22 protein-coding genes are annotated in these 24,052 nt (G+C 62.8%); 9 read left to right on the top strand and 13 right to left on the bottom strand.

Going from position 1 to position 24,052, the window contains the following annotated elements; translation table 11 throughout:
* Nucleotides 1-168 precede the first annotated feature (168 nt).
* From KXD86_RS12760 to KXD86_RS12750, 3 genes are all read left to right on the top strand, one after another.
* A complete protein-coding gene (locus KXD86_RS12760) occupies nucleotides 169-1,425 on the top strand; it encodes a sensor histidine kinase (protein ID WP_218636832.1) in 1,257 nt (418 codons plus the stop codon).
* Nucleotides 1,418-1,951 carry a response regulator transcription factor gene (locus tag KXD86_RS12755; RefSeq protein WP_218636381.1) on the top strand — a complete coding sequence of 178 codons (534 nt, stop codon included), beginning with the start codon at nucleotides 1,418-1,420 and terminating at the stop codon, nucleotides 1,949-1,951. The genes KXD86_RS12760 and KXD86_RS12755 overlap by 8 nt, the downstream gene beginning before the upstream one ends.
* 141 nt (nucleotides 1,952-2,092) lie before the next feature.
* Nucleotides 2,093-4,186 (top strand): putative bifunctional diguanylate cyclase/phosphodiesterase, encoded by a 2,094-nt coding sequence (locus tag KXD86_RS12750; RefSeq protein WP_218636380.1) that lies wholly within the window; start codon nucleotides 2,093-2,095, stop codon nucleotides 4,184-4,186.
* Here KXD86_RS12750 and KXD86_RS12745 read toward each other — a convergent pair.
* From KXD86_RS12745 to KXD86_RS12710, 8 genes are all read right to left on the bottom strand, one after another.
* Nucleotides 4,183-4,842, bottom strand: coding sequence for an energy-coupling factor ABC transporter permease (locus KXD86_RS12745; RefSeq protein ID WP_218636379.1), 660 nt, complete (start codon nucleotides 4,840-4,842; stop codon nucleotides 4,183-4,185). The genes KXD86_RS12750 and KXD86_RS12745 overlap by 4 nt on opposite strands.
* Before the next feature lie 76 nt (nucleotides 4,843-4,918).
* Complete coding sequence (locus KXD86_RS12740) at nucleotides 4,919-6,652, bottom strand: SulP family inorganic anion transporter (protein WP_218636378.1); 1,734 nt, start codon at nucleotides 6,650-6,652, stop codon at nucleotides 4,919-4,921.
* A 7-nt stretch (nucleotides 6,653-6,659) separates the two neighbouring features.
* Nucleotides 6,660-7,526, bottom strand: coding sequence for an MBL fold metallo-hydrolase (locus tag KXD86_RS12735; protein ID WP_218636377.1), 867 nt, complete (start codon nucleotides 7,524-7,526; stop codon nucleotides 6,660-6,662).
* A gap of 78 nt (nucleotides 7,527-7,604) precedes the next feature.
* Complete coding sequence (locus KXD86_RS12730; RefSeq protein ID WP_218636376.1) at nucleotides 7,605-9,071, bottom strand: diguanylate cyclase; 1,467 nt, start codon at nucleotides 9,069-9,071, stop codon at nucleotides 7,605-7,607.
* Between the two features lie 89 nt (nucleotides 9,072-9,160).
* The gene (locus KXD86_RS12725; protein WP_218636375.1) at nucleotides 9,161-9,781 is read right to left on the bottom strand and encodes a tetratricopeptide repeat protein; all 621 of its coding nucleotides are present in this window, start codon (nucleotides 9,779-9,781) and stop codon (nucleotides 9,161-9,163) included.
* Nucleotides 9,778-10,560, bottom strand: a complete 783-nt coding sequence (locus tag KXD86_RS12720; RefSeq protein WP_218636374.1) for an SDR family oxidoreductase — start codon at nucleotides 10,558-10,560, stop codon at nucleotides 9,778-9,780. Before KXD86_RS12720 ends, KXD86_RS12725 begins: the two co-directional genes overlap by 4 nt.
* Complete coding sequence (locus tag KXD86_RS12715) at nucleotides 10,547-12,718, bottom strand: AMP-binding protein (RefSeq protein WP_218636373.1); 2,172 nt, start codon at nucleotides 12,716-12,718, stop codon at nucleotides 10,547-10,549. Before KXD86_RS12715 ends, KXD86_RS12720 begins: the two co-directional genes overlap by 14 nt.
* Nucleotides 12,702-13,400, bottom strand: coding sequence for a thermostable hemolysin (locus KXD86_RS12710; RefSeq protein ID WP_218636372.1), 699 nt, complete (start codon nucleotides 13,398-13,400; stop codon nucleotides 12,702-12,704). Before KXD86_RS12710 ends, KXD86_RS12715 begins: the two co-directional genes overlap by 17 nt.
* Nucleotides 13,401-13,569: 169 nt before the next feature.
* On the opposite strand from KXD86_RS12710, the gene KXD86_RS12705 reads away from it, so the two are divergent.
* From KXD86_RS12705 to KXD86_RS12685, 5 genes are all read left to right on the top strand, one after another.
* Nucleotides 13,570-14,253, top strand: coding sequence for a response regulator transcription factor (locus tag KXD86_RS12705; RefSeq protein ID WP_218636371.1), 684 nt, complete (start codon nucleotides 13,570-13,572; stop codon nucleotides 14,251-14,253).
* On the top strand, nucleotides 14,250-15,659 hold the full coding sequence (locus KXD86_RS12700) for an ATP-binding protein (protein ID WP_218636370.1): 1,410 nt from the start codon (nucleotides 14,250-14,252) through the stop codon (nucleotides 15,657-15,659). Before KXD86_RS12705 ends, KXD86_RS12700 begins: the two co-directional genes overlap by 4 nt.
* 95 nt (nucleotides 15,660-15,754) lie before the next feature.
* Nucleotides 15,755-16,522 (top strand): glycosyltransferase family 2 protein, encoded by a 768-nt coding sequence (locus KXD86_RS12695; RefSeq protein ID WP_218636369.1) that lies wholly within the window; start codon nucleotides 15,755-15,757, stop codon nucleotides 16,520-16,522.
* 1 nt (nucleotide 16,523) lies between these two features.
* On the top strand, nucleotides 16,524-17,192 hold the full coding sequence (locus tag KXD86_RS12690) for a TVP38/TMEM64 family protein (protein WP_218636368.1): 669 nt from the start codon (nucleotides 16,524-16,526) through the stop codon (nucleotides 17,190-17,192).
* A gap of 9 nt (nucleotides 17,193-17,201) precedes the next feature.
* Complete coding sequence (locus KXD86_RS12685) at nucleotides 17,202-18,950, top strand: ArnT family glycosyltransferase (protein WP_218636367.1); 1,749 nt, start codon at nucleotides 17,202-17,204, stop codon at nucleotides 18,948-18,950.
* Between the two features lie 26 nt (nucleotides 18,951-18,976).
* Here KXD86_RS12685 and KXD86_RS12680 read toward each other — a convergent pair whose 3' ends face one another.
* Complete coding sequence (locus KXD86_RS12680; protein WP_218636366.1) at nucleotides 18,977-19,537, bottom strand: lipid-binding SYLF domain-containing protein; 561 nt, start codon at nucleotides 19,535-19,537, stop codon at nucleotides 18,977-18,979.
* 250 nt (nucleotides 19,538-19,787) lie between these two features.
* Between KXD86_RS12680 and cobS the strand changes: the two genes are divergently transcribed.
* On the top strand, nucleotides 19,788-20,552 hold the full coding sequence (gene cobS / locus KXD86_RS12675; RefSeq protein WP_285368515.1) for an adenosylcobinamide-GDP ribazoletransferase: 765 nt from the start codon (nucleotides 19,788-19,790) through the stop codon (nucleotides 20,550-20,552).
* 13 nt (nucleotides 20,553-20,565) lie between these two features.
* Here cobS and KXD86_RS12670 read toward each other — a convergent pair whose 3' ends face one another.
* The 4 genes from KXD86_RS12670 to cobO are packed head-to-tail and all read right to left on the bottom strand — an operon-like array spanning nucleotide 20,566 to nucleotide 24,033.
* A complete protein-coding gene (locus KXD86_RS12670; protein ID WP_218636364.1) occupies nucleotides 20,566-21,234 on the bottom strand; it encodes a DNA-3-methyladenine glycosylase I in 669 nt (222 codons plus the stop codon).
* 13 nt (nucleotides 21,235-21,247) lie between these two features.
* Nucleotides 21,248-21,946 carry a 5,6-dimethylbenzimidazole synthase gene (gene bluB, locus KXD86_RS12665; protein ID WP_218636363.1) on the bottom strand — a complete coding sequence of 233 codons (699 nt, stop codon included), beginning with the start codon at nucleotides 21,944-21,946 and terminating at the stop codon, nucleotides 21,248-21,250.
* Complete coding sequence (locus tag KXD86_RS12660) at nucleotides 21,943-23,418, bottom strand: cobyric acid synthase (protein ID WP_218636362.1); 1,476 nt, start codon at nucleotides 23,416-23,418, stop codon at nucleotides 21,943-21,945. Before KXD86_RS12660 ends, bluB begins: the two co-directional genes overlap by 4 nt.
* A gap of 3 nt (nucleotides 23,419-23,421) precedes the next feature.
* Nucleotides 23,422-24,033, bottom strand: a complete 612-nt coding sequence (cobO, locus tag KXD86_RS12655) for a cob(I)yrinic acid a,c-diamide adenosyltransferase (RefSeq protein ID WP_218636361.1) — start codon at nucleotides 24,031-24,033, stop codon at nucleotides 23,422-23,424.
* Nucleotides 24,034-24,052 lie beyond the last annotated feature (19 nt).

The following is a 24,052-nucleotide window of genomic DNA, read 5'->3' as shown; positions in this document are numbered from 1 at the left end:
TTTGCGGTGTTCCCTAGCCCTGTGGTTTCTACAAGCATAGATCGTGGAGACGGACCGGCAGTTGATTAAGGGCAACTTTTGTACGCGAAACCGGGCGGGACAGAATGCCGCACCCCATGTTGGGCGGAATGCAGGTAGTCAGGCGGGAAACCCGTTAAAATGCGCGTCATGGAATGGCTCACCCTCTCGCAAACCGGTTTTCAACAGGCGGCCCGCTATCTGCTGGGCATGCGCCTGTCCATCGCAGCCATCCAACTGGTCGCACTCGCGATCGCCGAGGCCCTGATCGCGCTGACGTTCCGCGCCGAGGCCCTCCTGATCTGCCTGTTCTATGCGCTGTTCGCGGTCCTCGGCTGGCTCTGGTTCACCCGCCGGCCGCCCAAATCCGCGCTGACGGTGAGTGCCGGGCTCGCCCTGGACCTGGTGATGATCGGGGTCTGGCTGCTGCTGACCGGGGGCTATACCAGTCCGTTCACCGCCCTGCTCCTGCTTCCCATCGCCGTGGCCATTGTCCTCGTGCCATTGCGCCAGAGCATCGCGCTGACCGGGCTGGGGATTGCGACCTACACCGTTCTGGTGATCTGGCACACGCCCGTGACCCTGGGCGAGCATGGCACCGACCTGACGCAACTGCATCTGTTCGGCATGTGGGCGACCTTCGCGCTGACCGCCGCCATCCTGCTTCTGGTGGTCGGGACCCTGGCGCACCGGGTCCAGCGCCAGCAGACGCAACTGGCACACATCCGCGAAACCCGCCTGCGGGACGAACAGATCATTGCCCTGGGCCTGTCGGCGGCAGGCATTGCCCATCGCCTGGGCACGCCCCTCAACACCATGACCCTGCTGCTTGAAGAGATGCGCTCGGGCGACCATGGCCCCGCCGCCAGAGAGGACCTGGACCTGATGGCCCGGCAATTGCAACTCTGCAACAGCCACCTTCAGCAACTGACCAGCGCCGCCGTTCAGGCGAAAACGGCACAACCGGAAACGGTCAGTGTTCGCGCCTGGCTGGAACGCCTGCGGGAATCCGCCACCCTGCTCTGGCCGGCAGGCGCCCTGAACTGGCAAACCCCGTTCCCGGACGCTGCCATTGCCGTGGACACCACCCTGGATCAGGCGGTGCTCAACCTGCTGGCCAACGCCCTCAGCGCCAGCCCGGCCTGGGTGAGCATCAGTGCCCGCATCACTAAAAGCGATGGCGTGGAGATCGTGGTGGAAGACCAGGGCGACGGCCTGATCCCGAAGGACGGGAACGCCCCGGGCCAGGACGTTGTCGATTCCGAACACGGTCTGGGCGTCGGCCTGTTCCTGTCCAACGCTACCATCCAGCGCTTTGGCGGTACGCTGAAGGCCCGCAGCAGCAGACAGGGAACCACGATGATCATCGAACTACCCCGGGTACCGGAGGAAGGCGAACATGACTGATGCCCCAACCTGGCTGCTGATTGATGACGACGAGACGTTCCTGCAGGTCCTGCACCGCTCACTGGACCGGCAAGGCATTGGGGCGGCGGTCGCCCATTCCGCTGACGAGGCCCGACAGGCGCTGGCGCAGCAACGTTTCCACCATTGCGTCCTGGACCTGAACCTTGCCGGTGACAGTGGCCTGCAACTGCTGCCGGACCTGCTGAGCCGGCAACCCGACCTGAAGGTCCTGGTGCTGACCGGGTACGGCAGCATCGCCACGGCCGTCGAGGCGATGCGGCGTGGCGCGGTCAACTATCTGTGCAAACCGGTCACCGTGAAACAGCTGATCTCGGGGTTTGACCCCCTGGCGACGGCCCCGGAACTGCGTGCGGTACCGCCCTCGGTGGAGGAAATGGAATGGGAACACATCCAGCGCGTGCTGAATGAACACGATGGCAATGTATCCGCCACCGCCCGGGCCCTGAACATGCACCGCCGCACCCTGCAACGAAAGCTTCAGAAGCACTCGTACTGGCGTAACTGACGCCACCCGGGCGACAGATGCACAAGAAAATGACATCGATCAAACCCGGCGAACGAATTGGGCATTTTTTTCCGGCGCTTGTGCAGTAGCATCACGGCTCACTGACCGACCCCTCAATTCGGAGGCACTTGTTACCGCACCATGCCAGCAGACCGGGCCCCGCATCCAACCGTATCCAACACCCTGACCCACAGGCTCGCCAGCGTTGCCTCCATCACCCGGAACATGGTGATGCTGCTGGATAGCGCCGGCGTCATCGAGTGGGTCAATCCCGGTTTTGAAGAACACACGGGTTACCGTCTGGCGGACGCGATCGGGCACACCCCCGGGGAACTGCTGTTCGGCCCCGACACCGACCCGGAAACCATCCGGCGAATCCGGCGCAAGCTGTTTCAGGGGGAGCCGGTGCAGGAGGACATTCTCAACTACAGCCGGGCCGGGCAACCATTCTGGGTTCAGGTGTATTGCGCCCCCGTTGACGGTGACTGGAGCGGACGGCACGGTTTCGTGGTCATCCAGAGCAACATTTCCGATCGCAAAGCCAGCGAGCGCAACCTGCGGATTGCCGCCAGCGTGTTTGACCGCAGCCACGATGCCATCCTGATCAGTGATCACAACAACCGGATCCTGGATGTTAACCCGGCGTTTTCACGCATCACCGGTTACGCCCGTCACGAGGTTCTGGGGCTGACGCCGGCCATCCTGAGTTCCGGACGGCATTCCCCGGAGTATTACCGGTCAATGTGGCAATCCCTGGAGAAAACCGACCATTGGCGCGGTGAGATCTGGAACCGTCGCAGGAACGGCGAGGATTACATCGAGATGCTCGCCATCAGCCGGGTTCATCTGGACCAGCCGGGCAAGTTCTACCACGTCGCAGCATTTTCGGACATCACCGCCCTGAAAAATCACGCCCGGGAGCTGGACCGGGCCGCCAACTACGATGACCTGACCGGGCTGCCGAACCGGCAACTGCTGATCGAACGCCTTCGCTCCGCATGCGCGCACGCGGACCGGCTCCGGCGCGGCCTCTCGGTCTGTTGCCTTGATCTCGATGGCTTCAAGGCACTCAACCATCGCCTGGGGCGAACGGAAGGCGACCGGGCCCTGAAACTGATTGCCGAGCGGCTGAGTCACACACTCCGCAGCGGCGATACCATTGCCCGGATCGGGGGCGACGAGTTCATCCTGCTGCTCCAGAGCGACCGTCACGACGGCGTTTATCAACGCATCCTGGATTGTGTCAGCACGCCGTTGGCCGTGTCTGGCGAAACCATCCAGATAACCGGCAGTATCGGAATCACCCGTTATCCGGACGACGACGCCGATGCCGAAAGCCTGGTCCGTCACGCGGACCAGGCCATGTATTCGGCCAAGGAAAAAGGCCGTAACCAATACCATGTCTTTGATCCGGGGCTGGATGCCTACCGTCGCAGACGCCGGGACCAGCTCACGGAGATCAGCCGGGCGCTTGAGAACGGGGAATTCGAGCTTCACTACCAACCCCAGATCCGGGTGTCGGACTCGACACTCAAGGGCTTCGAGGCGCTGATTCGCTGGAATCACCCCACACGGGGGCAACTGGCACCCGGGGAATTCTTGCCGGCACTGGAAAACAGCCACCTGGAGATACCGCTCGGCCAGTGGGTGGTCAAGCAGGCGGTTCATCAACTGAACGCCTGGCAGGCCGCCGGCGAGTGTTTCACGGTCAGTATCAACATCAGCGCCCGGCACCTCATGGACCCCGGATTTGCCGACTACCTGGCCAGCTTCCTGAAAAGCCATCCGGAACTGGATCCCGGCCAGCTTACCCTCGAAGTCCTGGAAACCACCGCATTGGAGGACACCAAACGGGCCAGCAACGTCCTGGGCCGGTGCCGGGCCCTGGGGCTGAAAGTCGCCCTGGATGATTTCGGCACGGGTTTCTCGTCACTGACCTACCTGCGCACCCTGCCGGTGGACATCATCAAGATTGACCAGAGTTTTGTCCGCAATATGCTGACCGATACCAACGACCGCGCCATCGTGGAAAGTGTGATCTTTCTGGCCCAGCGGTTTTCCCGGCCAGCCCTCGCGGAAGGCGTCGAAAGCCCCGCCCAGGCCCGGGCACTGAGAGAGATGGGCTGCCATTTTATCCAGGGCTACGGCATCGAACGTCCGATGCCGGCCAGCGCCGTGCCGGCCTGGGCCCGCGAAGCGCGGTGCCGGGCACGAACCCTGCTGGCCCCGGCCTAGCGATAGCGCCGCTGATCCAGCGTGGTCAACCGATCGGGATGGAACACCATCAGCCCGGTCACGAAGGTGCCATTCACAAACCCTTCCGGAATCATGAACAGCGGCAGGTAGCGGATGTATTCGTGGACCAGTTCCCCGAAGCTGTACACGCCGCTGCTCCAGAGCATCAGACACATCACCACGCCGGCGGCCGCCACCGACAGTCCGGCGCCGAAGAAGCCGCAAAAAAAGATGTAGGCGAAGAAATTCCGGAAGTTGCATCGGCGCTCCCACAGCATGATGCCGTAACTGACCAGCGCCGGCACCATCACCGTCACCAGGCCATTGGCCGCAAACATCAGCAGCGGCTCGCGGCCGGTAATGACGGTGATCACGAGCGCCAGCAGCCCGGACAGGACCGCCAGGGCCCAGCCCAACATCAGGGTGATCACGGTGATCCCGAACACATGGATGGCCAGGCCGGGCGAGATTCCGGCCCGCAGCTGCCAGAGAAAACCGAGCACGACGGCCGCGCCAAAAAACGAGTGCTGGAGCGCGTTGTCGCGGCGGAAGGCCTGCCAGTCGATGGTGCGAACCGCTCTCACCAGAATCAGCAGGAACAGCACCAGGGTGACAACCCACTGGCCGGTCGATAGCAGATTCTCTGTCATGCCCATAGGTAACGTGCCGCCTGAACCTCGTGGAATACCCCATGATACCGGTCTTACCCCGGCGAGGGCCAAGGCCCGCCGGTCAGACAGGAATACGCTCGGCGGCCTTGTTACCGATCAGTTGCTGCCAGGCTTCAAAGGTACTCAGAAACACCTGGCCACTGAGTTTGGCCAGCAATTCGGTTCGCTTGAGCCGGTCCATCACCGGCCCTTTCACCTCCGACAGGTGCAGGGTCACGCCGGCATCCCTGAGCCGCTCATTGATGGCCTCCAGGCTTTCCAGCGCCGAGGCATCCACCAGGTTCACCGCCGGACACACCAGCACCAGATGTTTGAGTTCGGGTTCATCGGCCACCAGGTCCATGACCCGCTCCTCCAGAAACCGGGCATTGGCAAAGTACAGGCTTTCGTCCACCCGCAGGAACGTCACCTTGGGGCACAGTTCCACCTCATGGCGAAGCACATTGCGAAAATGCTCGGTACCCGGAACACGACCGACAACGGCACTGTGGGGCCGGCTGGTGCGGTACAGGAAGAGTCCGATGGACAACGCCACACCCGCGATGATGCCCGCCTCCACACTGTGCACGAGGGTCAACAGGATGGTCGCCAGCATGGCCCCGAAATCCGGTCGGGAATAACGCCAGGTCCGCCCCAGCGCCGGCAGGTCGATCAGCGTGGACACGGCCACAATGATGGTTGCCGCAAGCGTGGCCTGGGGCAGATAGGCGATCGCCGGAGTCAGGAACAGAGTCGCCAGGGCGATGCCCACCGCGGTGTAGGCACCGGCTGCCGGCGTTTCCGCGCCGGCGTCGTAGTTGACCACCGAACGGGAGAACCCGCCCGTCACCGGCATGCCACCGGACAGGCCGGCGCTGAGGTTGGCGGCGCCAAGGCCCACCAGCTCCTGGTCAGGATCGATACGCTGGCGTCGCTTGGCCGCAAGCGTCTGACCCACCGACACCGACTCGACAAATCCGACCACGCTGATCAGCAGGGCACTGACCGCCAGCTGTTGCCAGAGGGCCCAGTCCAGGCTTGGCAGGGTTAACTCGGGCAACCCGGCCGGCACGGCGCCCACGAGCCTGACACCGGCGGCCCCCAGGTCCAGTTGCCACGCCACCAGGGTGGTCACCAGAACCGCCAGGATCGGTGCCGTCTTGGTCAGGGTATCGGCCAGTCTCAACGGCACGCCGGCGGCAACCAGCCCGGGCTTTAGATACCGACGCGCCAGCAGCAGGAATACCAGGGCCCCGACGCCGATGGCAAGGGTCGCCCCGTTGGTCTGGCCAAGGGACTGCATCAGCGACTGGATGATCTCCACCAGGTTGTGGCCGGACGCGGGAATGCCAAACAGGTGTTTCAGCTGGCTGGCCGCAATGACCAGACCCGAGGCGGTAATAAAACCCGAAATCACCGGGTGGCTCAGGAAGTTGGCCAGGAAGCCCAGCCGCATCAGGCCCATCGCCATGAGCATCAGCCCCGACATCACCGCCAGCAGGATGGCCCCGGCGATGTACTCCGGGGCACCGGCTTCGGCCAGGGGCGCCAGCGCCGCCGCCGTCATCAGGGAGGCGACGGCCACCGGACCGACCGAGAGCGTACGGCTGGTCCCGAACACCGCGTAGACGATCAGCGGCAGGATACTGGCGTACAACCCGACCTGGGCGGGCAACCCGGCCAGCAGGGCATAGGCCAGTGACTGGGGAATCAGCATCACGGTGACAATCACCGCAGCCACAAGGTCACTGGTGGCCTGACTCCGACCGTAGGACGGCAACCAGTTCAGCACCGGCAGGTAGCGTTTGATGTCCATGCCCGCCTCAGAACCGGTTGATCGGCACTTTCAGGTACACCTGTCCGTTGTCCTCTTCCGGCGGCAAATGGCCCGCCCGCATGTTGACCTGGACCGACGGCAGGATCAGCCGTGGCATGTCGAGGGTCGCATCACGCTCGGTGCGCATCTTCACGAATTCGTCTTCGGAAACGCCATCGTGAACGTGGACATTGGCTTTGCGTTGCTCGGCGACGGTGGTCATCGGTTCAAACCGGTCCCGGCCGGGCGCCTTGTAGTCGTGGCACAGGAAGATCCGGGTCTCTGGCGGCAGAGCCAGCACTTTCTGGATCGAACGATAGAGCGTCCGGGCATCGCCGCCCGGGAAATCGCAGCGGGCGGTGCCGTAATCCGGCATGAACAGGGTATCGCCGACGAAGGCGGCATCGCCGATCACGTAGGTCAGGCACGCCGGCGTGTGCCCCGGTGTGTGAAGCACCCGGCCTTCGAGCCCGCCAATACTGAAGGTGTCGCCCTCGCGGAACAGCCGATCGAACTGACTGCCATCCCGGGCAAACTCGCTGCCGGCATTGAACGCCTTGCCGAAAATCTCCTGGACATCGCGAATGTGCTCGCCAATACCGGTCCTGCCACCCAGCGTGTCATGCAGGTAAGGCGCCGCGGACAGATGGTCGGCGTGGACGTGGGTCTCCAGGATCCATTCCACGGTCAGGTCGTGATCGCGAATGAAGGCAATGATGGTGTCCGCCGAGTCGAACGCGGTCCGGCCGGCGGCATAGTCGAAATCCAGCACCGAGTCGATGATCGCACACGACTGACTGTCCGGGTCCCGAACCACGTAACTGAAGGTGTTGGTCGGTTCGTCGAAAAAAGGTTGGACGATGGGGTTGCTCATGGGTTTCACCTCCGGAGCGAATCGCATTTTGATTCTAAGGATATACTATTTAGTAATATGGGGTGAAATGCCGATTGTTTATATACGCAGGACTCCTGATATGTCCACGGCGCAATCGCGCCCCGCCTGCTTGGCCAGATACAAACGATGATCCGCGCGGCCAATAACGGTATCCACGGAGATCATGCGGTCATCCCGCTCCCGGACTGAGGCCAACCCGGCGCTGACCGTCACCGGAATATCCCGGCCCTCGAACCTGAAATGGCCCTGCCGGACAGCGTCGAGAATGCGCGCCATCGTCTGGTGTACATCGACCTGCTCGGTGTCGGGAAACACCACCATGAACTCCTCTCCACCAAAGCGGGCAACCACATCCGTCGATCGCACCAGGTCCGCCAGGATGTCCGCAAACCGGCGCAGGGTATAGTCACCCCCGAGATGACCGATGGAGTCGTTGATCTGCTTGAAATGGTCAATGTCGAGCATGGCCACGGTAAAGTTTTCGTCGTAGCGTTCCGCCCGCTCCACCAGTTCGTGGAGCCGCGGCATCAGGTATCGGCGGTTATGCAGGCCGGTCATGGGATCCCGGATGGACTGGTTCAACAACTGTTCCTCGAGCAGATGCCGCTCCAGGGCACCGGACAGCAAACCGGAAATAATGATCAGCAGGTCGGCCTGGTCATCCCGCCACTTCCGGGCGGTCAGCGAGTCCATCCCCATGAAGCCCACCACCTGGCCCTGAACGCGCACCGGCACGCAAAACACCGATGCCGCCTCCTCCATGGTTTCGATGAACACCACCTCGTTCTCATCAACCATCTCGAGCAGTTTCTGACCCCAGGGATCCGTCGCGCCCAAGGGCACTGACTGGTCCTCATCGACCAGCGAGGTTACCCCGGGCCGGCACCACTGGTGGGTTTTGGTCACGCCGGTGTAATCGTCGTTAAAGGCGTAAAGATAGGCCCGGTCGGTGGCAAAAAAACGGCCCGTGCTTTCGAGCAGTTCCGCAATGCAATCGTCGATTGTGCCAAAGCCGACGTTGATGAACCTGGCCGACAGGCGCGCCACCAGTTTCTGGAATCCCGCCTGAAACGAGTACTCGGCCTCGCTGTCCCGGAGTTCCTGTTCCAACTCCTTGTAATGCTGGATGTTGTGGAACTGACCGTACCAGAGCGTACTGCCATCCTCCTGACGCTCCGGCCTCGAGTGGGCTTCGTACCACTGGTAATCGCCTCCGGACAAGCGCAGGCGGGCCTGGTATTGCCAGGGTTCCAGGTTGCGGGCCGATTCGAAGATGCTCGCTTGCAGGCCATCAAGATCATCCGGATGAACGATCGCGAACACGGCATCCGCGTTCTGCTTCAAGGCTTCAGGGTCTATCCCGAATCGGTCACGTATCTGCTCGCTGACGTAGGGGTATCGATGGGAGGTTTTGTCGGGACTCAGCCAGTAGGAAAAAAGAATGCCCGGGACCGCAGACGCCAGCCGATGAAAGAAATCCGCCGACCGGGATGGGGTCGACTGTGAGGATTTATTGGTCACCATGACATGCACTTTTGCTGAATGAGGGCCTCCAGCCCTCCTTGCACCAAGTGTAGTTCAGGGTGACAGGTGCGGCGAACGCCGCCTCGGGCTCAGAGCCGTCTCAGGAGCTGCTTCGCCTGTTCCCGGCGGCCGGTGTCCGCCAGTTCACGCCCGGGCCGGGACGGGGCTGCCAGCACTTTTTCCAGATAGCGACGGGCCTGCTCCGGCTGGTCCTGCTCCCTCAGGAAATCCCCGTAGAAGAAATTGGCATCGATGCCGTCGGGGTTGACCGCCAACGCCTTCTGGAGGTATTGCCGGGCCCTGTCATCGTCTCCGAACCCCAGTGGCCAGCCCGGCACCTGGTAGTACAGGCTGCCCAGGGACGTGTAGGCCGAGCCGTCCAGCGCATCCGGATCCAGGGCCAGGGCCGCTTCGAGCGATTTCCTGGCATCCTTGACCAGCCCGAGTGCGCCCAGCCCACCTTTCGCACCCGCGTAGGTGCTCAGGACAATGCCGTGCCAGATCAACGGTTCCGCGTGATCCGGATAGCGGGCAACAAAGTCCTCCGTGGTTGCGGCCAAGGCCTCAAAGGCTTTTTCTTTCCGATCCTCCGGCACCTGGTACTGGATTTCGGCCCAGCGCTGCTGGATGTCGGCGAGCTCCGCGTTCAGGTCAGCCGCCAGGGCCGGCACAGCAAGCAGCCCGGCCAACAGGAAAATGATCGCCCTCATGACAACACCTCCGAATTGAGAAAACGCCGGATGACCGGCAACTGTTTCAACATGGCCTTGTCCACAATGCGCGGCAGGATGCCGTTGATCACGACGAACAACTTTTCCGGCCAGCCCAGAAAGCGGCGAAGGTCGTCGTTTTCCATGGCCTTGAGGATCTGGGCAGCCACCGCTTCGGGCGCGTCCATCTTGTTGCCGAGAGCGTGATTGAGCTCGTTTACCGCCTCCGGATTCATGGCCGTGGCGGTGGCCCTTGGCGCCACGTAGACCACCTGCACGGGGGTATCCGCGAGTTCCCGGCGCAGGGCCTCGGAAAACCCGCGCACACCGAACTTGGTGGCACAGTAGGCGGTGTATCCGGGAAAGCCGATGCTGCCGAAGGTGGAACCGACAAAGACCAGCGCGCCGTAACCGGCGGCCTCGAAACGCGGGGCAAAGTGCCGGGCGACCAGCATGGCACTGCGGAGGTTGACCATCAGTTGATCGTCAATGGCCGTGACCGGCAATTCCCCCAGACTGGCGAAGTAGTTCTGGCCTGCGCAGTGAATAACGCCGTCGATATCCGGATAGGCCTCGCTCAGCCGAACAAGCTGATGCTCCAGGTCCGGCGCCGCCAGGTCCAGGTGCACCGCCGACACCCCGCTGAGTCTGGCCAGTCCCTCCGGTTGGCGGGACGCCACGATCACCTTGGCACCGGCGCGAATCAGGGGCTCAACCAGGGCCTTGCCAATGCCGCCAGTCCCGCCGAGCAACAGGAACACCCGATCATGCAGCCTCATGTTGCGACTCCTTGCGACCGGTCTGCACGGGGATGCTGTGCAGCATGTCGCCGTATAACCGATAGACCATCCGGGCCGACTCGATAATGGCCTGCTGGTCATCGGCATCGGTGATCTCGTTCATCAGCTTTCGGAAAAACTCGAAGTGTTCCTGGTCCAGCGCACCGTGGGAATACAGATAGCTGAAGGCCTCATCCGGCAGGCCCAGTTGCTTCTGGATCTGCTCACCCAGCGGCGTCGCCAGCTCAATGGAGGTCCCCTCAAGCACCTGCACCATGCCGAAGAAGGCCGCCGGGTTGCCGCGATCGATCTGGTCGTACAGGTAGGCCACCATCAGTTCGATCGAGGTGTCCCGCTTACCCTGACGGATGCTTTCCCGGTCGGCGCCACAGGCTTCGAGATCGTCCAGGATCCATTCGTGATGGCCGTACTCCTCTTCGATGTACTCCACCAGAGCCTTGCGCACGAATTCCAGCCGTTCCGGCAGGCGCCCGCCGCAGGCCATCATCAGCGGCACCGTGTGTTTGACGTGGTGGTAGGCCTGGGTCAGGAACCAGATGTAGCTCTCCAGATCGAAGCGGTCCTCCTGGATGGCCCGGATCACCGGGGCCTCGGTGACGTGTTTGCGGGCGTCTTCGGTTTCCTGCTGCAGTCGGTCAAAAAATGCCATGTGAAATCCTCCTGGCGGGTTCATCAGTGAAAACGTCATATCAATGTGGGTGGCGTCGGCCAGCAACGCCGTCAGATCGGTTTGAATCCGGGACCGGACTGGCCGCCCGTTTGCGGTAATGTGGCCCTCGGCCTGGCAGAGCAACTGCTCGCGCACGTAAACAGTCGCCAGTCGCGCGTAATCGGGCAGGCGATCGTTCAGTGCGCTCAATGCATCGGCGATCCGTGCCGGCGACTGGTCCTGGGTGACGGTGATCAGGGCACGCAGATGCGGCTCACCATCCCCAAACACGACCGCCTGGCGGGCGCCAACCGCCTGCACCAATTCGCTTTCCAGCCATTCCGGGCTGACGTTGCGTCCGAAGCTGGTGATCAATAAGTTCTTGGATCGGCCATCGACCCGGAGAAAGCCGTCGCTATCCAGCCGCCCCAGATCGCCGGTGCCCAGGCTCTCGTCCGCCCGCAGCGGATCCCCGAGATAGCCCAGGTGAGTGTTGCCGTGAACACGGATTTGCCGATCGTCATCCAGCGCAACCCGAACGTGGGCCAGTGGCTGGCCCACGGTGCCCGGCCGATCCTGACCCGGTACGTTCAGGGCCACCACCGAGCCGCACTCCGACAGGCCATAGCCCTCGAACAGAGGCAGGCCCGCACGGCGGCCACGGGCGAGAAGATCCGGAGACACCCGGCCACCGCCCACCGCAAGAAAACGGAATCGGCCAGGTTCAAGATGCCCCCGCTCGGCAGCGTCGACGAGCAGGCTCGCCAGCTCCGGTACGAGGATGACCGAATGCGGTCGGATCCGGTTCAGGCCCGCCATCAGCCTGGCTCCGTCAACGCCGCTGCTTCCGGTCATTCCGAGGGTCCCCAGCGGGGCCAGCTCGACCGTGGCGCCCATCAGCAGGGGCAGGTAAACGCCGGCAATGTTTTCCAGCAGCGTGGCCAGGGGCAAAATACACAGGTGATGGCGCAGCTCGAGACCGCCAAGGCGCTCGCGCAGGGCCTCGGCGGTAGCCGCCATCTGATCGGCAGAGAGGCACACGCCTTTGGGCGTACCGGTACTGCCAGAGGTAAAGGTGATCTTGGCGGTACCCGCGGGCACCCGCACAGCAGCCGCGGTCACCGGCAGGCTTTCCAGCCAGACCCCCTGCCCCAGCTCGTCGCGGCCCGGCCCCGGTTCCGCCCACAAAAGACCATCAAGGCCGGCCCGAGCGATCAGATGATCGGTCTGGCTACGGGAGAAAAATCCGGGCACCGGGACGCAAACAACGCCGGCCATCAGGCAGGCCAGATCGGCCAGCACCCAGGCCGAGGTGTTGTCACCGGTCAGACCGACCGAGGCCACGCCCCGCGCTTCAAGCCTTGCAGCGAGCCCGGCAGCGGCGGCGTACAGATCGCGAAACGTCATGTCTCCTGCCGGTGATTTCAGGGCGGTCCGCTCGGGTGTACGGCCCACCTGGGCCGCCAGCATGTCAGGCAATGCAGCCATACTGGTTTCCTCGTTCCGCGTCATTGCCGTTAACTGGAAACGTGACCTTGAGCAGACCGGCGGCCTTCAGCGCCGCCAGACTTTCGGCGACGCTCACCGCCATGACCACCGGGTGATGGTCGTAGTAACGGCCCCAACCGGCACCACCGTCGGCAAGCCGGGCCGGATCGGCGTCGGCCAGCACGTGGGTATCGATCCCGAGCCGGCGGAAGCTGTTCCGCAACTGGTCGGTGCCCGTGCACACCACCCAGTCATAGCCGGCGCCATCCAGCCACACCGCCAGGCTGGCAAACAGGTAACGGCTGACACCGGCTTCAACGCCGGCAAGATGGGCAATCTCGGCAATCGCCTGGCGACCAAGGCCGGGCTCCGGCATGCGGTTTTCAACCGGTTCACCGAGGTAATCTTCCAGAAACAGGGATTCACTGGCGGCGTTGCGCACACCGACCGCCGCCAACAGTGAGCCGTGGGCGGTGGTCAACACCAACAGGTCGGGAATGCGCAGGCTCGGCTGGGCGCCATAGGCCAGCAGAAACCGCCGCCGGATAAACTGGCCGACCTCCGCCGCCGTTCGGGTGTCTGCGTCAACCCGGCACAGCCAGCGGCCGGCACACCGGATGACGGGTGCCACCTCATCGGAATCCGGTGGGCAACAGGCGGACATCATGAGTGGATCTGACATAAGCGGTCTCCAGTAAGTGACTGGCAAGGCCTGATAAAAGGCAGTGCAAACTGAAGGTCAGATTAGGGAGGCAGCCTTAATCCAGGCTTAACCGTTGCCGCGAGTTTTCTTAAGCCGGCCTTAAGGTTTTTGTGCCAGACTTATATCGTTTTCCAGGTCGGGACCCACCATGCGAATACTGCTTGTCGAAGACGATCACCCACTCGCCAACACCATGCTCGAGATGCTGCGGGATGACCAGAATACGGTGGACTGGCTCGACGACGGCCAACAGGCGCTGAATGCGCTCTCGAATGAGCAGTTTGACCTGGTTATTCTGGATCTGACCCTGCCCCGGGTGGATGGCCTAGACATCGTACGGCGCGTTCGACAGCAGGGCGTTCAGACCCCCGTGATCATACTGACCGCCCGTACCGAACTCGGGGAAAAGCTGCAGGGCCTCGACTCCGGCGCCGATGACTATCTCACCAAACCCTTTGCCATGGCCGAACTCAAGGCCCGAATCCGAGCCGTGACCCGGCGCGGTGCTACGACATCGCACAACGGACTGGTGATCGGCCGGCTGATGCTGGATACAGACGCCAGCCAGCTGACGGTCGACGGGGAACAGTTCAGCCTGCCCCGCAGTGAGTTCCAGATACTGCATTACCTGATGCGCCATCCGGATCAGGTCGCCACCCGCCGGCGGCTTGAGGACCAGCTCTATGGCTGGGAGCATGGGGTGGAAAGCAACGCCCTGGAAGTACACGTCCACCATCTCCGGCGCCGGGTCGGCAAGGCCACCATCCGAACCGTAAGGGGGGTCGGCTACCTGCTCGACAGTCAGGCCGCCGCTTCCGGAGCCCAGGAATGAGCTTGACCCGCACCCTGACCGTTATGGTCGCCACCATGGTCCTGCTGATCACGCTGATTACCGCAAGCTGGGGCTTCTATGTCAGCAACCATCAGCTGGAAGAACTGTTCGACGCCGAGCTGGCCCAGAGCACCCGTATCGTGCAGGGGCTGGTCCAGCATCTGTCCGACACCCAGTCCCGGGAACAGCTGGCCACCATACTGTCCAAAACCCTCAAGCTGCCCGAAAGCGCGCTCTCTGAATCTGAGGAAGATGAAATCCTGCCGGACGGCTCCGGCCACAAGTATGAGAAAAAAATCGCCTTTGAAGTCTGGTCGCCGGAGCAGGATCCCCTGCTCAACACACTGCGGGCCGATGACAAACTGGAACTGCAGCCGGGATTCGCCTGGACCGAGGTCAGCGGCTTCCTGTGGCGAACATTCACCCTCCGGGATCCGGCCACGGGTTTCTGGATTCGTACGGCCCAGCGCGAGGACGTGCGCGAGGAACTGAGCGAAGAACTGGCCCTGGGTAACGTCCTGCCGCTGTTGCTGGCCCTGCCCTTGCTGGTGATCGCCGTGATTGTGGCGGTTCAGGTCGGCTTCCGCCCATTGCGGCGCCTGGAGCAGCCCGTGCGTTATATGGCTCCCGAACGCATTCACCCGCTTGACGAACGGCAGGCTCCCAAAGAAGTCGCCGGGCTGGTCAATGCAGTGAACGGCCTTCTCAGACGGCTGAACCAGGCCCTGGAACGGGAGCGGCGGTTTTCTGCTGACGCCGCTCATGAGCTGCGCACCCCGCTGACGGCCCTACGCCTGAATCTCGAGAAGGCCTGTGAGAAGGCCCCGGGGCAGTTTGAAGGCCTGACCCAATCGGTCGACCGGATGGTGTACCTCGTCGAACAGATGCTGTTGCTCAACCGGGTGGATGCCGGAACCGACTTCTCCCCTCAGTACCATAACCTGTCTGCCATCGTGGAACAGAGTATTGCCGATGTGGCGCCACTGGCGCTGAAAAAGGGTATTGAGCCGGTCCTCGAGGACGATGACGGCCAGGCCATGGTGTACTGCAACAGTGCCCTGATTAATACCCTGATGCGTTCCCTGCTGGCCAACGCCATCCAGTACAGCCCGGAGCACACAACCGTGCTGACCCGACTGGTTGCCTCCGGGGAGGGCTACCATGTGGTCGTCTGCGACCAGGGCCCGGGCATTGCGCCCGAAGAACGGGAGCGCGCGCTGAGCCGCTTTGTCCGGCTTGATCAACGCCAGGGCGGGGGTGCCGGGCTCGGTCTCGCCATCGCCCGACGCATTGCCGAACTCCATGGCGGCCAGCTCACCCTTGATGATCGACCGGACGGCCAGTCCGGACTCTGCGTACACATCTGGCTGCCGGCCCAGCCCGCCGCATGGAGCCGTAAGGTTTAAGCTTTATTTAAGGTTACTTCCCGACAATTCCGGTCAGAGTGCTGGCAGATCCTGCCTGCCCCAACTGATTCGAGCAACATCGAGGGAGGTGAACCGTGAGTCGGGAAAAGTCATTGTCACTGGTGATCCCAGCCAGGGACGAAGAAGAAAACATTGCCAGCCTGGTGACTGAGATCTTCGCTGTGATGCGGGACTATCCGAATTTTGAGGTAGTGCTGGTGGACGATGGCAGTGCCGACCAAACCCTCGAGGCCGCCATTCGAACCGCGCGGTTGATGAACGGCCACCTGGTGGGAGTGCGTCACGACCGGAGCGTTGGCCAGAGTACAGCGCTGGCAACCGGAGTTCGGCAGGCCCGCGGCCACCTCATTGCGACCATGGACGGGGACGGCCAGAACGACCCGTCCGACATCCCCACGCTGCTACAGAAGACCTCCGCCATCACGGTTCCCGATTTCTGCATCGCCGGCTACCGGAAAAACCGCAAGGACACCGCCTGGAAACGCTTCCAGTCACGCCTGGCCAATCGGGTCCGCAACGCTTTTCTGCACGACGGTGTGCCCGACACCGGCTGCGGACTCAAGCTGTTTCCGAAGGCGACATTCATGAAACTGCCCTGGTTCGACCACGGCCACCGCTTCATTCCGGCCCTGGTCAAAGGCCTGGGGGGCGAAGTGGCGGTGGTGGAAGTAAACCACCGCCCGCGGGGCGGAGGTACCTCCAAGTACACGGCCTGGAATCGGGCCTGGGCGGGCATTCTCGATCTGTTCGGCGTGATGTGGCTCCTGCATCGAACCCGGACCCCGGTCATTGCCGACATCGTCGAGTCGGAAAGCCGGGCGCCCGTTGCAAAGGCCTCCTGACATGGGAAACTGGTTACGCTGGCTGGTCTTCGGCGTGCTGGCCGTCGCCGGCTTCGTCGCGGTTCAACAGGGCTGGCTGGGCTTTCTGTCGGATAAAAACCTGGTCGCCAGCTATATTCACAGCCATGGCGTGGCGGGGCTGATGGAGATCATCCTCACGGGCGCAGTATTCACCGGTGTCGGGGCGCCGAGGCAGTTACTGGCGTTTGTTCTGGGGTATGCCCTGGACGGGCTCAATGGCACCCTGCTCTCAACCCTCTCGACTGCCCTGGGTGCCACCGGCTGCTTCTTTACTTCCCGGTGGCTGCTGCGAACGTCGCTGACCGAGCGCTTCGGCCAGCGCATGCGCCAGTTCGACGACCTGTTTCGCCAGCAGACGCTTCTCAAGGTCCTCATGGTGCGGCTGTTGCCGGTGGGCAGTAATCTGGTAACCAATCTGGTCGCCGGCTGTTCGGAGATTCGCTTTGCCCACTTTCTGGCGGGCAGCACCCTCGGTTACCTGCCCCAAATGCTCGTATTTGCCCTCGCGGGCGCCGGCGTCGGTCAGGCCGATCATTACGAACTTCTGCTGAGCATAACCCTGTTTATCATTGCCTCCGCCATTGGCGCCTTTTTGTACCACAGCCACAGGGCAAAAGCGCTCGCCAGCCCCGTTTCCAGCCAGTCCTGAGACCCGAACATGCCCGCATCGCCCTATTTCCGACACCTCCCGGACTCGTTGCTCCACCTGTCCCGCAACCGGCTATTGCTCCTGCTGCTGGCCTTTGCTGCCGTCATGATTGCCACCGGCATTGGCCTCCGTTCGCCCTGGCCCGCCGATGAGCCGCGCTTTGCCGAGGTCGCACGGGAAATGGTGGCGTCCGGCCAATGGCTGATCCCCATGCGCGGCGGCGAGTTCTACCCCGACAAGCCGCCGGTGTTCATGTGGAGCATCGCGTTTTTCTACTGGCTGACCGGTAACCTGAAAGTCGCTTTCCTGCTGCCCAATGCCCTGTGCAGCCTGTTAACACTGGGATTGGTCTACGACCTCGGAACCCGGCTCTGGAACCAGCGCACCGGCGCCGTTGCGGTGCTGCTGATGATGCTGGCACCACAATTTCTGGCCCAGGCCCAGAAGGCCCAGATTGATGCCATGGTGGCCTGCTGGATCACCGTTGCCTGCTATGGCCTGATCCGCCACTTCTTTACCGGGCCGGCCTGGGGTTGGTATTTCGCCGCCTGGGCGTTCATGGGGCTGGGGATCATCACCAAGGGCGTGGGTTTCTTGCCCGCATTGATGCTGGTGCCGCTGCTGGCGCTGAACTACCAGGATAGGGCGCGTTTCCATGGCGCCATGACCTGGCGCTGCGCCCTGGGCCCCCTGGCCATGCTCGCCGTGGTGGCGGCGTGGCTGGTGCCCATGGTGCTGTATGTGAACAGCGTGGGCACGGACGAGGCCCTAGCCTACAGGAACAACATCCTGTTCAAACAGACCGGCGAACGCTACGCCGATTCCTGGGGGCATCTCCAGCCCTGGTACTACTACCTCACCAGTGTCATTCCCGCCCTCTGGTTCCCACTGCCCCTGGTTTTCCTGGCGCTGTTCCGGCCGCTGACCGATGCCATCCGGCACCGTCCGGTGATTCTGGTGCAGCTGGCCTGGGTGGCCCTGGTGGTCCTGTTCTTCAGCATCAGTCCGGGCAAGCGCGGCGTTTACCTGTTGCCGGCACTCCCCATGTTCGCCCTTGCGCTGGCCCCGGTACTGAGCACGCACCGCCCGGCCCGGTGGTTTCCGCCGATACTCACCGGCCTGCATATGCTGATCGCGGTGGCGCTGGTCACCCTGGGTGTCCTGGCCTGGAATGATCACCCGAAACTGGTTGAAAAGGTCAGTGACTACAGCCGCGATCCCGCGCGGTTGAACGAGGCGGGGAGCCTGGTGTTAACGGTGGGACTGGTATGGCTGGCGAGCCTGCTCGGCCTGTGGCGTTCCCGGCCGCTGGGGCGCCTGTTCCTGGCCATGATGCTGAGCTGGCTGCTGCTGTCTACCTGGGGCTACCAGATTCTGGAACCCCTGCGTACACCACGCAACATTCTCGCAGCCGCTGAACAGAACGTGCCGGCAGACGCCCAACTCGGCATGATCGACTTTCGCGAGCAGTTCCTCCTGTTCTCGAAGCTCGATTTCGTTCACTTCAGTTTCTTTTCCAGCCTGCGGGACGAGGAACGCAACGCCTGGCGCTGGATGGGCGAGGGAGAACATCGCTTCATCCTGGTACAAGACAAGCTCGACCTGGACTGTTTCAGCCTGGATGGCGCCCGGGACCTCGGCGTCGCCCATCGGGAGCATTGGCTGCTGGTGGGCCCGGATCAACGGCTTCCGGACTGTGCCCCACCATCGAGAGTGCGCCAGTTCGCCACACCAAGCCCGGGCGCCTGGCTGGATTGAACCGGCTCTCACCGACGCCCGGGGACCTATCGCTGGATGCGGGAAATCTTCGTACCTTCAATACTGACCCCGGCCATCAAGCCCTGCTGGCTGAAAATAAAGGCGTAGGCATCGTCCTTGAGTGACGACGTCGACAGGTTCTTGGCCACGCCTTCGTCAACCATCACGACCGTGGGCCCGACTCCAACCTCCCAGCCGTCTGACGTTTCCAGGTAGCTGACGGCCTCGTCGGTCATCAGGAACATGGCGTAGGCATAGGACTGGGCGCCGGCCTGGAATCCGAAGGTTCCAGCCACGGAGTTGTAGTAATCGACAACCTCCGAATCTTTCATCAACACGCCCTCACCATAACTGCCGCCAAAGACCAGCCCGGCTTTTACGATGTTCGGGAACACCAGGACTGCCCTGGCGTCTTTGGACAGTGACTTGGCGACGGCATTGGTGTCGTAGAGCCTTTCCAATGCCTGCCGGGCATCCCGGTGCAAATCCTCGGCGGTTGCTGCCAGGGCCTGATGCCCGACGACCATCAGAACCATGGTAGCCAGCGCCAATATGGTTCCCTTTAACAAACTTGGTTTACTGTTCATGATGCCCCCCTCTTCCCGGTTCCAGGAGCCAGAACCGCGATATGGAATGGTGTTTCGGGGTCGAGACGAGACAGGCGCCACCGCCTGGCCCCTTACAAGACTGACTGCGGATCGAATGGTGACTGCTGTTCAGATGGGACGGCCAACTACCGGAGCATCTTTACCATGCGCCTGTTGGTGAAATTATAGTCCAGCTCGGAAAGAACCATGCAATCCGACTACAATGGCTCCTCATTTCAGGAGGTGCCAGGTGACCGTTTCGACACAGCATTTGCAGCGGGAGTGGCAAGCGTTCTGGCTTGCCGTCGGGTTCCTTACCCGAATTCCCATGATGATCCACATTGATTATTCCCAGCGGCTGATGAACCAGAGCAGCCTGTATTTCCCCTTGGTCGGTCTGGTGCTGGGTTGCCTTTATGCCGCCACCTACGGTGCCCTCACGCTGGCGTTCAGCCCTACCGTGTCGGTCATTCTGGTGGTCAGTCTGCACCTGTTCGTCACCGGTGCCTTCCACGAGGACGGTCTGGCCGACAGTGTTGATGCCCTGGGGGGCGGGTATACCGTGGAGCGGCGCCTCGCCATCATGAAGGACAGCCGTATCGGCACCTACGGCACAGTGGCGCTGGTCATGTCCCTGGGACTGAAAGTGGCTCTGCTGCTGGACGCGTCCGAGATCTGGCTGGCCATTCTGGTGGCGCCGGCGATAGCGCGGCTGGCGCCGCTGCTGATCATGTGGCAGTTGCCCTACGTGACCGATCGGGACAAGAGCCGGAGCAAACCGGTGGCCGACGGTTTTTCCCCTCGACGCCTGGGACTTGCCGCCGCGTTTACACTGGGCATTGCCCTGATCGCCGCGACCTGGGTTCCGGCAGCCATCACCGGCGCCCTTGCCGCGGTTATTCTCGTGGCGATGTGCTGGGGAAACTACATCCGCAATCAACTGGGCGGCTACACCGGCGACACCCTGGGCGCCAGCGTCGTGCTGTGCGAACTGGTGCTGCTGATGTTCCTGTAGATGCTACCGGTGCTCAGCTGTCGACGGTAAAGGAGAGTATCCGGGACAGATGACAGTAGGGCAGTCCGGTTTCCTCGTGCCAGTCGTTAAAGGCGGCCTGAGCCTGCATCAGCGCTTTCTTGCTGCCCGGCGAGGCGTCCAGCAGGTCGGCCCGGCGCAGGGCGGTCACCACGTCCGATGACAGGATGAAGCCGTCCCATCCTACCCGGCGCAGGAAATACTGAGCGCTGTTGCCCCCCAGCCGGGCACCATTGCGCTTGAGCCAGAGCAGCAAACCGGCCTGATCGTCTCTCGGCCACTGCTCGAGAAACTGCCCGAAACTGCCGTATTCTCGCGCCGTATCGACAATCATCCGGGCGTTCTCCGGTACCGTCCGGATCTTCTGCATGTTCCGAACAATGCGTTCGTCCCGGGCCAGATCCTCCAGCACATCGGGCGACACCTGTTGCCAGTACAGAGGCACAAAACCGTCGAACGCGGCCTCGAAATCCGGCCACTTGTTCTCGATAACGCGCCAGACAAAGCCGGCCTTGAACACACACCGTGTGAGTTCGGACAGGTATCGGTCGTCGGGTCTGGCCGCCAATTCACCAGCCTCCGGAACACGCGGCAGCAGCGCCCGCATGGCCGGCTCGCCACCCTTCAGGTTCAGGGCCCGCTCATAGATCTCTGAAAAACGCATAAGGCCTCACGGGTTACTGTTTCAGTTCTGCCAGGAGTGACTCGTCCTCCAGCGCCTGCCCCCAAAGATTGCCATGCACCAGGCCATTCAGGGGTAACCGAGACCGCCAGCCTTTGGCCTGGAGCTCCGGCTGGTCCAGAAACTCACTGACGTAACCGAGGCAGAGGTAGGCGAGCGGATAGACATTCTCCGGCAGATCCAGGGTTTTTGCCAACTGGTGCTGGTCCAGGATACTGACCCAGCCAACCCCAATGCCTTCGGCCCTTGCCGCCAGCCACAGATTCTGCACCGCCAGGCAGGTGCTGAACAGGTCGGTTTCGACAATCGAGTTCCGCCCCAGCACATGGGCACCACCACGGCTGCGGTCGCAGGTAATGCAGAGGTTCAGCGGACTCTCCAGAATGCCCTGCAGTTTCAGGCTGCGGTAGGTCTGCTGGCGATCGCCCTGATAGTTGTGCGCCGCCTTGTCATTTTCCGCGTCAAAGATCGCCAGCACCCGGGCCCGGACCTCGACGCTGTCGATGACCAGAAAGTCCCAGGGCTGCATGAAACCCACGGAAGGAGCATGGTGCGCGGCCCTGAGAAGACGGGCCAGGACGTCCGTTGGAACGGGGTCCGGCAGGAACTGGGAGCGAACATCCCGGCGTTCATGAATGGCGCGGTACAGACCGCGGCGCTCATCGTCGCTGAAGGGGCGGTTCGGATCGGTCATAGGGGGTTCCCGTTGGTCAGTCCCAGAAGCTGGCGCAGCCAGTCGGTATCGAGGCAGAGTTCGACCTGATCCGCCAGACGGTCCAGCTGCTCCAGGCGATGCTGCTGATAGTCCACGGCAGCCTGGTTGCCGCGCAGCCCCGCCCAGGCGAGTATTGCGTGGCAGGCTTCCGGTTCGTCAAAGACACCATGGACGTAGGTGCCCATGATCTGGCCGTCGGCACTGACGGCGCCATCGGCGGTTCCGCCAAGGTCCGCGAACGGTCGGTCCAGTGCCGGCCCCTCGGTCACGCCATTGTGCATTTCGTAGCCGCTGATACCGGCGTCCTTGCCCCCCGGCGCCCGCATCCTGCCTCGGACATTGCGTAACTGCTTGCCCGCAACCATTCGGGTGCGCATCGCCAACAGCCCCAGCCCCGGGGTGTGCCCCGGATCACTCTCGAGGCCGTCGGGGTCGCCCACCCGTTCCCCGAGCATCTGAAAACCACCGCAGATGCCGAACACCCGGCCGCCATAGCGCAGGTGACGCCGGATCTCGGTGGCCCAACCCTGGGCGGTCAGCCAGTCCAGGTCGTGACGGGTGTTCTTGCTGCCCGGCAACACGATGAGGTCCGCCGGGGGAATGGCTTCGTCCGGACCGATGAACCTCAGGTCCACCCCGGGGTGCAACCGCAAGGGATCGAAATCGTTGTGGTTGCTGATTCTCGGCAGTACGGGCACCACCACCTTCAGGGCGCCGGCCTCGCTGGTGCCACTGGTCCCGACGCTGTCCTCCGCGTCCACGATCAGTCCATGCAGGTAGGGCAACACGCCGACGACCGGCTTGCCGGTGCGTTCGGTCAGCCAGTCCAGCCCCGGCTCCAGCAGACTGATGTCGCCCCGAAACCGGTTGATGACAAACCCCGCCGTGCGGGCACGCTCGGTACCGGAGATCAGCTCGAGCGTGCCGACCAGCTGGGCGAACACGCCGCCACGATCGATGTCGCCGACCAGCAACACCGGGCAGTCCGCCGCTTCGGCAAAGCCCATGTTGGCAATGTCGTTGGCCCGCAGGTTGATTTCGGCGGGACTGCCGGCGCCCTCGGCAATGATCACGTCGTACCGGGTACTGAGGTTGCGCCAGGCATCCATCACTGCGGCTTTCGCCTCGGCCTTGTAGGCATGGTAGTCGAGGGCATTCATGTTGCCGTGCACCTGGCCCCGAAGGATGACCTGGGCGCCACAATCGGTCTGCGGCTTCAGCAGGACCGGATTCATGTCGCTGTGCGGGGCCAGACCGCAAGCCAGTGCCTGCAGCGCCGTGGACCGCCCAATTTCGCCGCCATCCACGGTCACTGCGCTGTTCAGCGCCATGTTCTGGGGTTTGAAGGGGGCCACGGACACACCCTGCCGGGCCAGCCAGCGACACAGGGCCGCCACCAAAGTGGTCTTTCCGGCGTCCGAGGTGGTTCCCTGAACCATCAGCGTCGCCATGTTTTAGAGCTCGACCCCTTTCTGGGCCTTGACGCCCTGGTCCTTGAACGCATGCTTGACCACACCCATTTCGGTGACGGTGTCGGCGAGATCCACCAGTTCGTGCGGGGCGGACCGGCCGGTCACCACCACATGCTGCATTTCCGGGCGGGCCTGCAGGTCATCCAGCACCCGGTCGAGGTCCAGGTAGTCGTATTTGAGCGCGATGTTCAGCTCGTCCAGCAGCACCAGGTCATAGCTGTCATCACCGAGCATCCGGGCGGCGACGTTCCAGGCACTGGCCGCGGCAGCCACGTCCTGGTCACGGTTCTGGGTGTCCCAGGTGTAGCCCTGCCCCATGACGTGGTAATCCACGTTCGGCAGATCCCGGAAAAAGGCTTCCTCGCCGGTGCTGAACGCGCCCTTGATGAACTGGACGATGCCTACCTTCATGCCATGGCCCAGCGCCCGCGCCACCATACCGAAGCCGGAACTGCTCTTGCCCTTGCCAGGGCCGGTCAGGACCAGCAACACACCCTGCTCCTTCTGGGCCCGGGCGATGCGCTCCTGCATGATTTTCTGTTTCGCCGCCATGCGGCGGGCATGACGTTCCGGGTCTTTGGCGCGTTCACGCATGATCGAATTCCTCCAGAGG

It is taken from the genome of Marinobacter arenosus (assembly GCF_019264345.1).
Taxonomy (GTDB): Bacteria; Pseudomonadota; Gammaproteobacteria; order Pseudomonadales; family Oleiphilaceae; genus Marinobacter; species Marinobacter arenosus.
The sequence above is the reverse complement of the archived record's forward strand: the minus strand, read 5'-3'. Positions and strand labels throughout refer to the sequence as shown.